At 50.2% G+C, this 14,621-nt stretch carries 14 protein-coding genes and 1 pseudogene; 11 read left to right on the forward strand and 4 right to left on the reverse strand.

Annotated features, from left to right (window positions below):
• Window positions 1–2 precede the first annotated feature (2 nt).
• Genes H583_RS0105190 through H583_RS0105205 form a run of 4 tightly spaced genes read left to right on the forward strand, consistent with a single transcriptional unit; the run spans window position 3 to window position 3,673 of the window.
• Window positions 3–758 carry a cysteine hydrolase family protein gene (locus H583_RS0105190; protein WP_028559550.1) on the forward strand — a complete coding sequence of 252 codons (756 nt, stop codon included), beginning with the start codon at window positions 3–5 and terminating at the stop codon, window positions 756–758.
• The gene (locus tag H583_RS31940; protein WP_051236008.1) at window positions 758–1,975 is read left to right on the forward strand and encodes an amidase; all 1,218 of its coding nucleotides are present in this window, start codon (window positions 758–760) and stop codon (window positions 1,973–1,975) included. The genes H583_RS0105190 and H583_RS31940 overlap by 1 nt, the downstream gene beginning before the upstream one ends.
• A complete protein-coding gene (locus H583_RS0105200) occupies window positions 1,959–2,768 on the forward strand; it encodes a creatininase family protein (RefSeq protein ID WP_028559551.1) in 810 nt (269 codons plus the stop codon). Before H583_RS31940 ends, H583_RS0105200 begins: the two co-directional genes overlap by 17 nt.
• A gap of 44 nt (window positions 2,769–2,812) precedes the next feature.
• Window positions 2,813–3,673 carry a fumarylacetoacetate hydrolase family protein gene (locus H583_RS0105205; protein ID WP_028559552.1) on the forward strand — a complete coding sequence of 287 codons (861 nt, stop codon included), beginning with the start codon at window positions 2,813–2,815 and terminating at the stop codon, window positions 3,671–3,673.
• A 324-nt stretch (window positions 3,674–3,997) separates the two neighbouring features.
• Here H583_RS0105205 and H583_RS0105210 read toward each other — a convergent pair whose 3' ends face one another.
• Complete coding sequence (locus H583_RS0105210) at window positions 3,998–5,515, reverse strand: MDR family MFS transporter (protein ID WP_028559553.1); 1,518 nt, start codon at window positions 5,513–5,515, stop codon at window positions 3,998–4,000.
• A 90-nt stretch (window positions 5,516–5,605) separates the two neighbouring features.
• On the reverse strand, window positions 5,606–6,076 hold the full coding sequence (locus H583_RS0105215; RefSeq protein WP_028559554.1) for a MarR family winged helix-turn-helix transcriptional regulator: 471 nt from the start codon (window positions 6,074–6,076) through the stop codon (window positions 5,606–5,608).
• Window positions 6,077–6,586: 510 nt separating this feature from the next.
• Between H583_RS0105215 and H583_RS38070 the strand changes: the two genes are divergently transcribed.
• Both H583_RS38070 and H583_RS0105225 read left to right on the forward strand, forming a co-directional pair.
• Complete coding sequence (locus tag H583_RS38070; protein WP_425414500.1) at window positions 6,587–6,739, forward strand: DUF2569 family protein; 153 nt, start codon at window positions 6,587–6,589, stop codon at window positions 6,737–6,739.
• 306 nt (window positions 6,740–7,045) lie between these two features.
• Complete coding sequence (locus H583_RS0105225) at window positions 7,046–8,167, forward strand: polysaccharide deacetylase family protein (RefSeq protein WP_036708559.1); 1,122 nt, start codon at window positions 7,046–7,048, stop codon at window positions 8,165–8,167.
• A 131-nt stretch (window positions 8,168–8,298) separates the two neighbouring features.
• On the opposite strand, the gene H583_RS0105230 is transcribed toward H583_RS0105225, so the two are convergent.
• The gene (locus tag H583_RS0105230) at window positions 8,299–8,646 is read right to left on the reverse strand and encodes a hypothetical protein (protein WP_028559557.1); all 348 of its coding nucleotides are present in this window, start codon (window positions 8,644–8,646) and stop codon (window positions 8,299–8,301) included.
• Between the two features lie 227 nt (window positions 8,647–8,873).
• Between H583_RS0105230 and H583_RS0105235 the strand changes: the two genes are divergently transcribed.
• From H583_RS0105235 to H583_RS31945, 5 genes are all read left to right on the forward strand, one after another.
• Window positions 8,874–9,977, forward strand: a complete 1,104-nt coding sequence (locus H583_RS0105235) for a DNA alkylation repair protein (protein ID WP_028559558.1) — start codon at window positions 8,874–8,876, stop codon at window positions 9,975–9,977.
• 246 nt (window positions 9,978–10,223) lie between these two features.
• A complete protein-coding gene (locus tag H583_RS0105240) occupies window positions 10,224–10,700 on the forward strand; it encodes a DinB family protein (RefSeq protein ID WP_028559559.1) in 477 nt (158 codons plus the stop codon).
• A gap of 239 nt (window positions 10,701–10,939) precedes the next feature.
• Window positions 10,940–11,917, forward strand: a complete 978-nt coding sequence (msrA, locus tag H583_RS0105245; protein WP_028559560.1) for a peptide-methionine (S)-S-oxide reductase MsrA — start codon at window positions 10,940–10,942, stop codon at window positions 11,915–11,917.
• Between the two features lie 360 nt (window positions 11,918–12,277).
• A complete protein-coding gene (rbsK, locus tag H583_RS0105250; protein WP_028559561.1) occupies window positions 12,278–13,195 on the forward strand; it encodes a ribokinase in 918 nt (305 codons plus the stop codon).
• Window positions 13,196–13,280: 85 nt separating this feature from the next.
• A complete protein-coding gene (locus H583_RS31945; protein WP_051236010.1) occupies window positions 13,281–14,027 on the forward strand; it encodes a LacI family DNA-binding transcriptional regulator in 747 nt (248 codons plus the stop codon).
• Window positions 14,028–14,143: 116 nt separating this feature from the next.
• Here the strand turns inward: H583_RS31945 and H583_RS38075 are convergent.
• Window positions 14,144–14,383: pseudogene (locus H583_RS38075) on the reverse strand (putative RNA methyltransferase); the annotation flags it as partial.
• Between the last annotated feature and the right edge of the window lie 238 nt (window positions 14,384–14,621).

The raw sequence follows: 14,621 nt of genomic DNA on the forward strand, positions 1-14,621 counted from the left end.
ATATGATAACACTGGGAAACCGAAAAAGCGGCTGGAAGGTTTCCAAGGATCGCGCCGATCTGAGCCGCGAAATGAAAGAACCCCGGCGCATTACAATTACTGCCCGGCCGCAGCAGCTGACCTTGGACCTGAATCGCACGGCCATCATTGTGGTGGACATGCAAAATGATTTTTGCTCAAAAGGCGGCTGGGTCGACTATATCGGGGGTGATTATGCCGTTCTGCAAACACCCGTAAATCCGCTCAACAAGCTGCTGCCTGTATTGCGTGGTGCAGAAGTTCCTGTCGTGTGGCTGAACTGGGGGAACCGGACGGACAGGCTTAACCTTAGCCCTTCTGTGCTCCATGTATATAACGGGGACGGCACCGGGCGCGGCATTGGTGATCCGCTGCCGGTTAATGAGTCCCGGGTGCTGGAGAAAGGGAGCTGGGGGGCCGCGATTATTGACGGGCTGAATGTGCATCCGGAAGATATCCAGGTGGACAAGTACCGGATGAGCGGATTTTGGGATACGCCGTTGGACAGTATCTTGCGCAATCTTGGCATAACCACAGTGTTGTTCGCAGGTGTCAACCTCGATCAATGTGTGATGGCTACCCTCCAGGATGCGGTGAATTGCGGCTATGACAGCATTTTGCTGGAGGACTGCTGCGCGACGAATTCGCCTGATTATTGTGTACAAGCGGCTTTATACAACATCAAACAGTGTTACGGGTTTACCGCCCACTCCGGTTCGATACTGGAGGTGATCGGGTAATGAATGACTACTGCGCTTACTCGCATAAAGATGTAAAGGCCGCTCCGCTTGGAGAGGGAAGGCTGGCGGGGACGAGATTTGCCGTCAAGGATGTGTTCGGGCTTGCAGGGCATACGAATGGGGCCGGAAATCCGGATTGGCTGCGTACCCATGGTCCTGCATCCGTGACAGCGCCAAGTCTCGTCAAACTGCTGGAAGAAGGTGCGGCGCTGGATGGAATGACGCATACGGATGAGCTGATGTTCAGCCTCAACGGTCAAAATGCCCATTACGGCACACCGGTTAATCCCCGTGCGGCTGACCGGATACCCGGGGGCTCCTCCAGCGGATCTGCCGTTGCTGTCGCAGCAGGGATGGCGGATTTCGCTCTGGGTACAGATACCGGGGGCTCTGTACGCATCCCTTCTTCTTATTGCGGGATATATGGCATTCGCCCGACGCATGATCTGGTAACGGCAGAGGGGGTCATTCCGCTTGCATCATCCTTTGACACGGTCGGTTGGATGGCCCGTGACATGAAGCTGATGCTGGAGGTTGGACGTGCCTTGATTGGGGATGTCCGACGTGCGGATGCTGACCATTCTGGCGGATTTTCACGAATTTTTCTGCCGCGGGAAGCATGGGAGGCGGCGGACCCTGCGGCTGCAGAAGTGCTTCGAACAGCATGGCCTGAGCTTGAGCGCTTGGCTGGCAGCCTCGCTTGGACCGATATTGCACCGGAAGGTTTAGAGACATGGATGCGGTCATTCCGCATCATTCAGGGGTTGGAAATCTGGAAGACGCATGGAGAATGGATCAGCCGGGAAAATCCGTCCTTCGGTCCCGGCATTGCCGAGCGCTTCGCCTGGGCGGGGTCTTTGCAGAAGGAAGATGGCCTGGCCCCGCTTGCACTTCGGGATGAAATAAAGATGCGTTTGCCGGATTTGCTTGGGATTGACGGGCTGCTGGTGCTGCCGACTGCCCCGGGTCCTGCTCCAGAGCTTACAATTAGCGGAGAAGCAAATGAGGAGCGGCGCTCCCGTACCATGCAGTTGTCTTGTATTGCCGGACTTGCCGGCCTGCCTCAGCTTACAATTCCTTGGGGAACGGTGGACGGTGCGCCAGTAGGCTTGTCCATCATTGCGGGACGGCATCAGGACATGAGACTGCTTGAATGGATTCATGATGCACAAGCTCGTGAGTTACTAAGGGGGAATGAAGATGTTCTTAAGATATAAGGGTAAAGCATGGGAAGAAAAGTTTTTGCCGCGGCTGACCAGTCATGAAATCAGAGACCTGGACAAGGAGGATGCGCTGGTCGTGCTTTCGATCGGTGCGGTGGAGCAGCATGGAGCCCACCTTCCGGTGATGACCGATTCTCTGATCGGTGAATCCACCTTGACGGACGTGTTCGAAAAGCTGGATGCGTCTGCGAATATCTGGATGCTTCCTCCAATATCCTACGGCAAAAGCAATGAACACCTGGGGCTGCCGGGTACAATCTCTCTTTCAGCAGAAACCTTGAGCGGTCTGGTTATGGATATTGCCAAAAGCCTGAAGGAAAGCGGCTTCCGCAGATTGCTGCTGTTTAATACGCATGGCGGCAATACGGACCTGCTGCTTGTCGTTGCGCGTGAAATCCGGATTGTTACCGATCTGATGGTATTTTTCATTTCGCCAGGAAGCCTGAATGCAGCTTCCGACTTGCTGTCGGAAAAGGAACTGGAAGACGGCATCCATGGCGGCGCGTATGAGACGTCCATCGTCAAGTCGATCAAGCCTTGCTGGGTTCATGATGATCTGGCAACCAGCGAGTTTCCGGATTTGACGGGTCTTCAATATTTGACCGTAGAAGGCAAAATCCGCTTCGCCTGGAAGATGACAGATATTTCGCGCAGCGGTATTGCCGGAGATGCAACAATTGCAACAGCTCAGATGGGCGCAACCATTCAGGAGCGCATCTCAGATATGCTTGCGGATGCTTTTGTAGAGATGGCTTCCTTTGAAATTACGCAAATCGTAAATCCTTAAACCTAACAGATGATGCAGCCGGGTATGGCGCAGGAGGAATCAGCATGAAGCTGTCGACGATAAAAATAGAAGGACGCGAAACGGCAGCGGTAGCCGGGCCTTCAGGACTTGTAACGCTGGAGCAAATTAACCGGACCGAAGGGACGGATTGGCCGTCAGATTTGTATGAGCTGCTGCGGAAGGGCGAGCTCGACAAGCTGAAAGTGTGGTACAGCAATGGCGGACGGGAGAAGCTTGCCCAAATGTCTGCTGTGCCTGAGAAAGTGGCCGTATTTGCACCCTTGTACCGGCATCCGCGCAAAATATGGGGCATTGGCATGAACTATGTGAGTGATGCTGCTGAGCTTGACTCGATTAGTCCCGATGAGGAGCCGGTAGGCTTCATGAAGCCGGATACGTCGATTATCGGTCCGGGGGATGCCATTCGAATACCTGAGGGCTCGGATCATACGACGGCGGAAGCGGAACTGGCCATCATCATCGGCAAGGAGTGCCGTCACATTACCGAGGAGGAAGCGCCCGGTTATGTGGCAGGCATTACGACCTCGCTGGATATGACGGAGGCGGCTGTTCATGCCCGAAATCCGCGGTTTCTGACCCGTGCCAAAAGCTATGATACGTTCTTTAGTTACGGGCCGCAGCTTCATACGCTTGAGGAATGCCCGGATATTCTGAACACAGCCGTAGAGACAGTGATTAACGGTGAAGTCAGGCATCGCAATGTTATTTCGAATATGCGGTTTCGGCCGTGGTTCACGGTAGCCTTTCACTCCAGGGTGATGACACTGCTGCCAGGCGATATTATCATTACTGGTACGCCGGGGCCGGTGCTGATTCGGGCAGGCGACCAGGTCGAATGCCGGATCGGGGGCTTCAGGCCGCTCATCAATCCGGTAGAAGGATGACGATCCGATTCCGGAAATAAAGAAGCGTGAAATAATCGCCAGGGCCCCGCCCTGGCGATTATTTGTGTGTAAAGTTGTTGCTTAGACGAAGGTATTAACCGTATAAGCAGCAAATCTTCTGGTGCTTCTGCTAAAGGCAAGGGCAGTAACAGTCGGGTGTTGTTGAAGAGTTTATGCATCCTTATAGAGAAGAGGTCGATAGCGGGAAATCAATCAGGAAGAGCGGATTGCAATTATGAGGGCAGGCGAATTCTGCTATGCAAAAAGAACCTTTGAGCAAGGCGCTCAAAGATTCTTTTAAAACTGTATCATGCAATTTTCATCCTACTCAAAACTGCGCGGAGCCTCCGTCTGGGCTCCTTTCGGCACTCTGGCACGACCGAGCATCAGAATAAAGATCACCGCAACAACCGGCAGCGCAACACTCCATTCGAACAAGAAAGCGATGGAGTCAGCCAAACCTGCGATCATGCGTTGAAGGATTTCAGCCGGGAACATTTGACGGACTGCCGGGTTGAGCAGTGCTTGCGGATCACCGAATTTTTCTGCTTGTGCCGGGTCCGGCAGCACGGCTGCGATGTTGTCCTTCAGACGGGTGGTCTGGATGACACCAAAGATGGTAACACCGAGTGCGGAACCGATCGTACGGAAGAACACGACCAGAGACGTTGCGGCTCCCTTATACTGCGGGCTAATCCCGTGAAGGGTCGCAATATTAAAGATAACGAACGAAACCCCAATACCAAGTCCGACAAAAATCATGTATAGGGTCACGATCCAACGGTGCGTATCCGCATCTATTGTTCCCAGCATGAACAGGGAAATAATGAGGATGGCTGCTGACACAAGCATAATGTTGCGGAACACAAATTTCGTTACAAACCGCCCGCCGATTGCTGAACTTGCGACGACTCCAAGCATCATCGGTGTCAGTGTCTGGCCTGCTGAACTTGCGGAACCTCCATATACGCCCTGCACGAAAATTGGAATGTAGGTAGCGCCGGAGATCAGGATTGCCCCGTACAGGAAACTGCATACCTGGCTTGCGGTAAATACTTTGTTTTTAAATAGATGCAAGGGAATAATCGGATTCGCTACCTTGCCCTCGACGATCAGGAAGACAATCAGCAGCACAACAAAGGCCGCAAACAATCCGAGAATTTGCACCGAGTCCCAGGCATAGGTTTTGCCTCCGAGCTCCAATGCGAACATGAGGCTGAGAATCGTTGCTGTCAGCAGGACGGCGCCGCCCCAGTCGATAACCTGCTTCTTCTTCTCGCCTGCTTCCTTATAAAACAGGATAATCAGCAGTACGGCAATAATGCCAAACGGGACATTGATATAAAACACCCAGCGCCAGTCCACATAATCGGTGAAGAATGCGCCGGCCAATGGCCCGAATACGCTCGATAAGCCGAATACGGCGCCGAACAGCCCGTTCATTTTCCCCCGCTTCTCAATCGGGAAAATATCAAAGATTACAGCAAAGCAAAGCGGCATAATGGCTCCGCCGCCAATCCCCTGCAACGCCCTGAACAAAATCAGTTCTGTCATCCCGTTCGCCATGCCGCACAGAATGGAGCCGAGCAGGAAGATGCCAAGGCCGAGCAGGAAAAATGGTTTGCGGCCATACATATCCGACAGCTTCCCGAAAATTGGGGTTGTCACAACACTGGCGATCATGTAAGCGGAAAATACCCAGACCAGCTGCTCATAGCCGCCGAACTCCCCGACGATGGTTGGCATGGCAGTGGATACGATGGTCTGGTCCAATGCGGCCATAAATAGGCCAAGCAGCAGACCGGCTACCGTCCAGGTTGTATTGGTTCTCGTTCTATCCATAAGGTTAAAGCCTTCTTTCTCTGAGTTTGAAATCATGGATGGTCATACAGTGTGCATGCGCTTCTTGCAAAGAGATAAAGGAATCATAAGTCAGGACTGATCCGGCTTGTCTGCATCCATCTGCTGTAATTCGCTTACCAGGCGTTCCAGCAGAGCGGCAAAGCCGCGGGTTTCCTCATCATCCAGAAATGAAAAGGTTCTGATATTGCTTGGAATACCTGAATTGCGCAGATCGTGATACACCTGTATGCCTGACTCGGTCAATTTTGCGCGTGTGCTTCTCCGGTCAGCAGGGTCTTTCCAGGTTACAAGGTGTCCAGCTTGCTCAAGCCGGTTGACCATGCCGGTCATGTTCTGTTTGGTAACCAAAATGTTGCCGGACAGTTCTTTCAGCGGAAGCTCACCCTCAGGACTGTGGAACAGCGTCCCGATAATGAACCATTGCTGAACGCTTGATAGTCCGTGTCTGCTCGCGATTCCCCGTCCGATTCGCTCCAGAAGATTGGAGGCACGGTAAATATTTAATATAATATCTTTTCTTTGTTCATCCTGCTGGTTCATTCTTCACCCGCCCTTCAATACTTGACTGCTATATAGTCAATATATTGACTAATATTAAGAAGATCACTGTTTTCTGTCAATAAGAAAATTTGGGATAACCAATAAGCCGGATTACAGCCCTTGACCATTAGCCTTCTAACATGAGGGAAGGAAGGTGAAGCAGTGACATTTTTTAGCTGTGAACTTATTATTCCATTTTGGTGCGGACAAATTCATTTATCTTAGGTTCCTGCTGGTTTACATTCCGTAATTCCTGTGATCACGAACCGGTTCAAAGGGTAAATCATTAGCTTATTCAGCCAAATCTGTGCAATATTTTCTTGTTCCTGTCGGAATAAAGAAGGAAATGGTATTCCTTCCGGCGAAATTACTGGCGGGGTGGAAGGAAATGCTTTACAGGTTTCATCTGCTAATTTAATTATGGGGGAAGTGCGGAAAGATGCAGTCAGAACACACACAGCAAACTGCAACACAGAATAAAAATTTTGGATTGGAAATTTCGGTGTTGTCATCTCCTGCATCGAATATGCGGCTACGATGATTATCCCGGCTCTGGAAGAAGAGAGAGACTTGAAGTCGGTTGTCAGGGCTATTCTTGGAGCTGCTATCTGGATTCCGTATTTTAAGCGTTCTGTTCGTGTGCGCAATACATTTATTCACTAATCCGAAGTAAGAGAAGAGAGCCGTCCCTGAGGTATAAGCATGATGATTGCTTGAACAGACATTTGCAAATGTTGCGTATGTGTCTTGCAGGTCATCTGTTTCGAATGTCTTGGGAGGCTCTCTTTGGTGTGCAGGCGTACAGTTCTTGCTGAGCCGTTTCTAATAGAATAGAATCGTTTAATCAATAAGATCCAGATTCATGTATAATAGAATAGGTTTCAAAAGGTTTGAACCTCATGATGGCGATTTTCGTCAAATGATGGAGAAGAAGAGCAGGACATATCTTTTATAATAGGAGTGTTAGGTATGAGAAAAGGACTTATACTTTCATTAGCTTTGTTGTTGCTGTGCACGATTATGATTTCTCATACTTCGTATATCTCGCACGCTGCATCCGGCAAGGCCGGCTACTTTGGCGTCAATGATGAGCGCATGACATTCCCGGAAGTGAAGCCGGAGACGCATTCGAACATTTCGTTTGTACCGATTCGTCAGCTAGCCGCTGCCATGAAGCTATCGATGAGTGCAAGCAATAATGAAGTGCGCTTATCCAAAGGCAATGTAAAGCTGACGCTAAAGGGCAATGATAATAAAGTCGTTACCGGAGACGGGACTGAAGCGAAGCTGTGGATGTTTACCAGAGATAACCGTCTGATGGTGCCTTTTAATTATGTGACCCAGTATTTCGGTTACAAGCTTACAACGCTGGCTGACGGGACGCTTGTCAGAGCGACAAATGGTGAAGCGGCATTAAGCAATGAGAAGTTTGCAGAGAAACACAAAGCGCTGCTGAAGAAGGAAGAGAGCGAGAATAAGCCGCCTATTTATCTGACCTTCGATGATGGCCCGACCGCCCATACAGACAACCTGTTGAATGTATTGAAAAAATATGATGCGAAGGCAACTTTCTTCATGCTCGGGAAGAACATGCCAAAGCATCAAAGCGTACTTAAACGGATTTCCAAAGAAGGACACCAGGTGGCGCTGCACGGCATGACCCATGAAGTCAATAAATTTTATAAATCACCGCAATCAGCCCTGGATGAAATGAATGGGGCACGGGATAAGCTGAACGACCTGATTGGCGTGGAGACGAGTCTGATCCGCAGTCCGTATGGCAGCAAGCCTTATCTGACACAGGGCTACCGCGACAAGCTGGTTGCAGAGGGCTATCGTCTGTGGGACTGGAACGTTGACAGCCAGGACTGGAAGCATCCGGACCAGCCGGACAAAATTTATAATGAAGTCATTACGGCAGTAACCCAATTGAAGAAAAAAGGAATTACCCCTGTCATCCTGATGCATGACCAAGCGGCAACAGTCGGCGTACTGCCGAAAATTCTTGCCAAGCTGCAAAGTGAAGGCTACCGGTTCGAGGCGCTGTCCAAGGATATGAAGCCGTTGAACTTCTGGAAGGATACACGCTAAAACGATTCTCCAAATAACGGGCTATCGTTACAAATGATTGAACTTATCCCTTACTTTTATCCCTGTGAGACCGTATGAGAGGAATTTCTCTTATACGGTTTTTCTGTTTTTGCAAGATGATCCGAAGCTGTTTATTTGCCCTTGGCTACTACAAAGCCGATCAGGATTAGAGCTACGCCCGTCCAGGTCCGCCAGCCAGGCACTTCCTTCATAAAAATGAATCCCATAAGCAGTGAAATGAAAATTTCCAGCCCTTTGGAGGCAATCAATGCGAAAGAAAGGCTTCCCGCCGCCTTATAGCCGAGCTTTATCCCGTAACCGATACACATATTAATAATCAAATAGAGCGGGAGCACATAAAGCTGATATTTAAGCGTCATCCAAAAATTAGGGTCAATATGCTTGCTCTGATAGGAAATGACCAGATTCACACCCAGTAATCCTGCAAGGAGCAATAGCCCGCTGTACACATAATTCATGCTTGTATTCCTCCTCAACTCTGATGGATCACGATGCCCGGAATTTCATTTGTTTACTTTAACCAAAAAAATTTCCGTTATACAATAAAAAGACGTTGCTGAGATCCATTGCTTGATGCCCGCAGGGGTATTTTTTAAACCTGACATACAATCGTCATATTTACTATGATAAGCTGGACAACATACAAGCACATATTGAAGAGTTGCTGCAGAAGGGGAGATCGTTCATGGCTCAGCCATTAAAAGAAATGTATACAACTGATTTTTTATTATGGTTTGGCAGGAGGGTCCAGGGGGTGTATCCGGTATTTGAGCCGGAACAGTTTGCAGGACAAGTAATGGATGAAAGTTGGGAAGGGCTGGAGCTGAAGGAGCGGATTCGTAAAATCAGTACCGTTCTGGGAGAATGTCTGCCGCCGCGTTATGAGGATGCGTTGGGGATTCTGTATGCGATTGATTCTTACTGCACAGGCTTTCCATATTTGTTCTTTCCGGATTTCGTTGAAGTTCACGGGCAAGCACTGGAGCATTGGGAACTGTCCATGCAGGCACTTGAGCGTTTTACAAGCAAATCCAGCGCAGAATTTGCAGTTCGTTCATTTCTGCTGCGTGATCCAAAGCGGATGATGGAGCAAATGACAAAATGGGCCGGTGATTCGAATGAGCATGTCAGAAGGCTTGCCAGTGAGGGTTGCCGTCCGCGGCTTCCTTGGGGACAAGCACTGCCGGTGTTCAAGCGTGATCCGGAGCCTGTGCTGGCCGTGCTTGAGCTGCTCAAGGCAGATACGTCCTTGTATGTACGCAAGAGCGTGGCCAATAATTTAAATGATATTGCCAAGGATCATCCCCAACTTGTGATTCAGACCGCCGCACGCTGGCAGGGAAATAACCCGCATACGGATTGGATTATCCGGCATGGATGCCGTACTCTGATCCGAAAGGCGGTGCCGGAGGCACTCAGGCTGTTCGGCTACTCAGACACTTCAGCAGACGAGCCGCTTGTGACGGCGGCGAGGCTGTCAGCGGCCCCGTCTGCTTTGCAGATTGGGGACATCAGCAGGCTGGAGTATGAGCTGAGGGTTAGGGAAGGGGAGGCGGTGCGTATTCGTGTCGAGTATGGCATCGAATTTGTCAAGGCCAGCGGACAGACTTCACGCAAGCTGTTCCTGCTTACGGACAAGACTGTACCGGGAGGGCAGAGGCTTGAGGGGACGCGAAAGCATAGCTGGGCTGATCTCACCACCCGCAAGCATTATCCAGGCCCGCATCGCATTGTCCTGGTGGTTAATGGAATGGAAGCCGCTCATACGTCTGTGTTGCTGGAACAATGATGATGCGATATTAGCATGCAAAAAACTTCGATCTCCGATTGCGGGGCATAGAAGTTTTTTATGATTGCTTTCTTTTTCCTGGGGTCATGTTTTCATTGGTCTGCTGAAACATGACAAACACTTGTCATATTCTGTATGCTAGACTGTGGGTATCCGAATGGCAGGGGAAAGATTGTAACATGAAAGCAGCAGCGCTGCAGTCGGACAAATTTGGAGACTTTTTTACCGGGAGGAAGAGACAAGCATATGGCTAAGACAAATCAGGAGATGGCAGCGGAATTCAAATCCTATATCCCGTTCATAGAGGGGCTTCAGGCATTGGACGAAACGCTTTGGGACAGGCCGATTGAGGAAGGAAAATGGTCTTTGAAGGCGCTAGTGGCTCATTTGCTGAAGTGGGATCAATATTTTTATGAGGAAGCAATTGCTAAAATCAGGCGGCAGGAACCGCTGACGGTCAGACATCTGAACTTTGATGAATTTAATTATAACGCCCGGATTTATTCCGAGACCCAGACCAAAGAGGAATTAATCGCGCAATTTATAGATTGGCGTTCGAAAATTGTTGAGGCTATTGGCGGGCTGGATGATTCAGAGTTCGAGAAAGAATACGTGGACGGCGACAGAAAAAAGTTCAACATTCGCAATTATGTGCGCTCCTTTATCTCTCATGACAAGCACCATCGGAAACAAATCGAGAAATTTCTGAAAGCGTTGAGGTAGGCTTGCCGAAAAAAGCAGATCTTTTTGTATATTGAACGAAAAGACTGCTTTTTAACGATTACGAAGACAACGCCAAAGCACAAGCCATAACCGGCGAAGCCGTTACGAGTATTGACCAGGGAAGGGTTCGGGTGTGTCATCATGCTTCATGTTTTGCTTTGATTGCAGGAGGTTGTTTCTGGTACTATAGAGGCAGAGCATAATTGCTCTAGAACCTGCAAGAAAGCGGTGAAGTGAAGATGACAGAACATATACAGGAAAATCGCCAGCTGGAGAAGGCGACATTTGCAGGAGGCTGCTTCTGGTGCATGGTCAAGCCGTTTGACCAGATGCCGGGCATTGAGAAGGTCGTCTCCGGATATATTGGCGGTCATACCGTTAACCCGACTTATGAAGAGGTGTGCAGTGAGACTACAGGCCATGCCGAGGCGGTAGAGATCACTTTTGACCCGCAGCAGTTCCCGTATGAGAAGCTGCTCCATATTTTCTGGCAGCAGATTGACCCGACAGATGCCGGAGGACAGTTCCATGATCGCGGCAGCTCATACCGTACAGGAATTTTCTATCATAATGAACATCAAAAGGAGCTGGCCGAGAAGTCCAAGCTCGAGCTTGAGCAGAGCGGAAGATTCGATAAGCCGATTGTGACCGAGATTTCATCGGCACCGGAATTTTATCCGGCAGAGGATTACCATCAGGGTTATTACAAGACGAATCCGCTGCGGTACAAGATGTACCGGAAGGGATCTGGCCGGGACACCTTCATCAAGCAGCATTGGGGCTATAAGAAGGATGAAGCCCAGCTTCGCGAGAGACTGACCCCGATGCAATATGAAGTGACCCAAAACAGCGCCACCGAGCCGCCGTTCCGCAATGAATTTTGGGATCATGAGGAAGAGGGCATCTATGTTGATATTGTCTCCGGCGAGCCGTTGTTCAGCTCCAAGGAAAAGTTCGACTCCCACTGCGGCTGGCCAAGCTTCACACAGCCGCTCGTAGAAGCAGCCATCGTCGAGGAGATGGATCTGACGCATAATATGGTGCGCACAGAAGTTCGCAGCAAGGAGGCCGACTCCCATCTTGGACATGTCTTCAATGATGGTCCAGGACCTAATGGACTGCGTTACTGCATCAATTCGGCTGCGCTCCGCTTCATTCCGAAGGATGATCTGGAGAAGGAAGGGTATGGCGAATACCTGTCCTGGCTCAAGAAGTAAGCGTACTTGATCGCTATGAATTCTAGTACCGCGAATGGTATTGGAACATAAAGTAAATTATAAGGCAGCTCTTTTCCCCGTTTTAGCTGTGGCCAGCGGGAGGACGCTTTTCTCAAAAGTGTCTTTCCCGCCGGACACAACCCTGTCGCGGGCACAAGAGCTGCTTTTTTTTGCATACTTTTTTCCAGACAAAGGTAAGCTACGGATAGATTAGAGTTTGACGGGATATGACCTTTAGCAGCTAAGTTCAAGAAGTGTTGTTGACAAGGGATAGCGGGAATAATACAATGAAGGCAAAGTGATGTGTAACCGATACCACATTGTCGTGTTGCTCATAATAAACGAAGATGAGGTGCAGCTGTGAATAAATCAAAAATTACAGTTATCGGAAGCTTGAACATTGATATGGTAACGGAAACTCCATATATGCCCAATCAGGGCGAGACGATTATTGGAACTGCTTTCTCCAGCTTTACAGGTGGAAAAGGAGCTAATCAGGCGGTTGCTTGCGCGCGCCTTGGAGCGGAAGTTACAATGGTCGGTTGTGTCGGACAGGACAGCATGGCGGATCAACTGATAACCGCACTTGGCAAGGAGGGCATCGTTACCGACTATGTGAAACCGGTTCCTCATCAAGCAACCGGGATCGCGGCGATCACCGTCTGTGACAAGGATAACCGGATTATCGTCATTCCGGGAGCCAACCACTGCCTGGAGCCGGAAGATGTGACCGCGCTGGAGCATGTTATTGCTGCGTCGGATATGGTGTTGATTCAGCAGGAAATTCCGTTCAGAACAGTAGAAGCAGCGATCCGTCTGGCCAAAAGTCTGAACGTGCGGGTGATTTTGAATCCGGCTCCTGCCGTGAAGCTGTCTGCGGAACTGCTGGAGATGGTGGATGTGATTACACCAAATGAATCGGAGCTGGCGATTGTATTGGGCCTGGACGGGGATGGCGAGCGCAGTCCGGAGGAGATCATTGGACTTTATCCGCATCAGATCGTCATGACTCATGGCAAGGACGGCGCGTTCTACAAACCTGCGGACGGTGAAATCAGCCATGAACCGGGCCGGGAGGTCGAGGTTGTGGATACAACAGGGGCGGGGGACACCTTCAACGGAGCGCTGGCTGTCATGCTCAGTGAAGGCAAGACGCTGGAGGAGGCTGTCCGGTTTGCAGTAGGCGCCAGTGCATTGTCTGTCACCAAGCTGGGAGCAACAAGCGGAATGCCGCTTCGCAATGAGGTGGAGAAGTATCTCGCTGCAGGTTCGGTATAACCGGATATTTTGCTTTAAGTTAGTGAGGTAATTGATTATATGATTCTTTATGGCGGATCAGATTGCGCGAGGGCAGGAGATTGAGATGACGACAATAAGAGATGTAGGCAAATTGGCGGGCGTATCTGTGGCGACTGTCTCCCGTCTGCTGAACCAGAGCGGCTATGTGAGCAAGGAAGCTGAGATGGCCATTACCGAGGCGATCGAGAAGCTGAACTACAAACCGAGCAATATCGCCAGAAGTCTGGCCGGCAAGCAGACTGCGACCGTAGCGCTGATGGTGCCGGACATTCTGAATCCGTTCTTCCCGGAGATTGCGAGGGCGGCGGAGGATGCTGCGGCAGGACACGGATTTACACTGGTGCTCTGTAATACAGACAACAATCCGGAGAAGGAGAAGAAGTATGTGGAGGCGCTTGTCAGAAAACGGATCGACGGCATTATCATCTCCTCGTATACGATGCATCCCCAGCAGATCCTGGATTTGCAGAAGCGCTCGATTCCTGTAGTGGCGCTGGATAAAGCGTTCCCGGAAGACCCGATCGTCTGCGTAACCACAGCAAACCGGCAGGGTGGTGAACTGGCATCCCGGCACCTGCTGGAGCGGGGATGCCGCAAAATCGCCCATATTTGCGGCCCCGCCCATGTCGATTCCGCGCGCGAGCGCACATTGGGATATGAGCAGGCTTGCGCCGCGCAGCCCTGGTACACGCCCAGCCTCATTGCATCGGGCAGCTTTACCGTTATCTGCTGCAGATGCGAGCCTTCTCCGCATCCGGCGTCGAGCATTCGCATTGTGCTCGTTCGCTCCGCTCTATTCAAAATAATCTGATCGATGACAAGCTCATGGAGCGGACTGAAGAAGCCGCTGTCAATCATTGCTCTTCTTGCCGTAAATAACGGCTTCATATATTTGGTTTTAATTGCCCGGGTGGAGAGATTGAGATAGCCTTGCCGGGAAAAGTCAAAGACATGCTTGCTGCTGCATGTAAAGCTGCCCGGTATTGTCCATTTCATGGGACTGGTGCAGATCGGGCATTGCAATAAATGCTCCCATTCGCAGATTTGCTTCGGATGAGATGGATTCGGGTCAAGATTCAATTTTGATGCACTCCATTCATTTTTAGGTAAATGAAAGAAGGCACAACCAAATAAGCCTGGCGATTTCTTCAAAAAAGCCAGGTTCACTTCAGCTGTACCTCACATTACCTCCAACGAATGTAATACACCACTACCATGAGGGCCGCACTCCCGTATCAAAAATATTCAGGCTCCGTGCCTGTCCTATCATCATAACACAGGATCGAGTGAAGTTACGGGCCAGATGGTTCCAAAATTTAAAAAAACGTGCGGACTTCACTGCTAAAAGGGGCATGAACCGGCAAAATCAAAGCATATAACGGATTAGTTGCAATGAGATGAAAGA

The organism is Paenibacillus pinihumi DSM 23905 = JCM 16419 (genome assembly GCF_000422505.1).
GTDB lineage: Bacteria > Bacillota > Bacilli > Paenibacillales > Paenibacillaceae > Paenibacillus_D > Paenibacillus_D pinihumi.

What these genes read in the sequence shown, in the direction of transcription:
- H583_RS0105190 (WP_028559550.1), top strand. Translation starts at nt 3, where the DNA reads ATGATAACACTGGGAAACCGAAAAAGCGGCTGGAAGGTTTCCAAGGAT.
- H583_RS31940 (WP_051236008.1), top strand. Translation starts at nt 758, where the DNA reads ATGAATGACTACTGCGCTTACTCGCATAAAGATGTAAAGGCCGCTCCG.
- H583_RS0105200 (WP_028559551.1), top strand. Translation starts at nt 1,959, where the DNA reads ATGTTCTTAAGATATAAGGGTAAAGCATGGGAAGAAAAGTTTTTGCCG.
- H583_RS0105205 (WP_028559552.1), top strand. Translation starts at nt 2,813, where the DNA reads ATGAAGCTGTCGACGATAAAAATAGAAGGACGCGAAACGGCAGCGGTA.
- H583_RS0105210 (WP_028559553.1), bottom strand. Translation starts at nt 5,515, where the DNA reads ATGGATAGAACGAGAACCAATACAACCTGGACGGTAGCCGGTCTGCTG.
- H583_RS0105215 (WP_028559554.1), bottom strand. Translation starts at nt 6,076, where the DNA reads ATGAACCAGCAGGATGAACAAAGAAAAGATATTATATTAAATATTTAC.
- H583_RS0105225 (WP_036708559.1), top strand. Translation starts at nt 7,046, where the DNA reads ATGAGAAAAGGACTTATACTTTCATTAGCTTTGTTGTTGCTGTGCACG.
- H583_RS0105230 (WP_028559557.1), bottom strand. Translation starts at nt 8,646, where the DNA reads ATGAATTATGTGTACAGCGGGCTATTGCTCCTTGCAGGATTACTGGGT.
- H583_RS0105235 (WP_028559558.1), top strand. Translation starts at nt 8,874, where the DNA reads ATGGCTCAGCCATTAAAAGAAATGTATACAACTGATTTTTTATTATGG.
- H583_RS0105240 (WP_028559559.1), top strand. Translation starts at nt 10,224, where the DNA reads ATGGCTAAGACAAATCAGGAGATGGCAGCGGAATTCAAATCCTATATC.
- msrA (WP_028559560.1), top strand. Translation starts at nt 10,940, where the DNA reads ATGACAGAACATATACAGGAAAATCGCCAGCTGGAGAAGGCGACATTT.
- H583_RS31945 (WP_051236010.1), top strand. Translation starts at nt 13,281, where the DNA reads ATGACGACAATAAGAGATGTAGGCAAATTGGCGGGCGTATCTGTGGCG.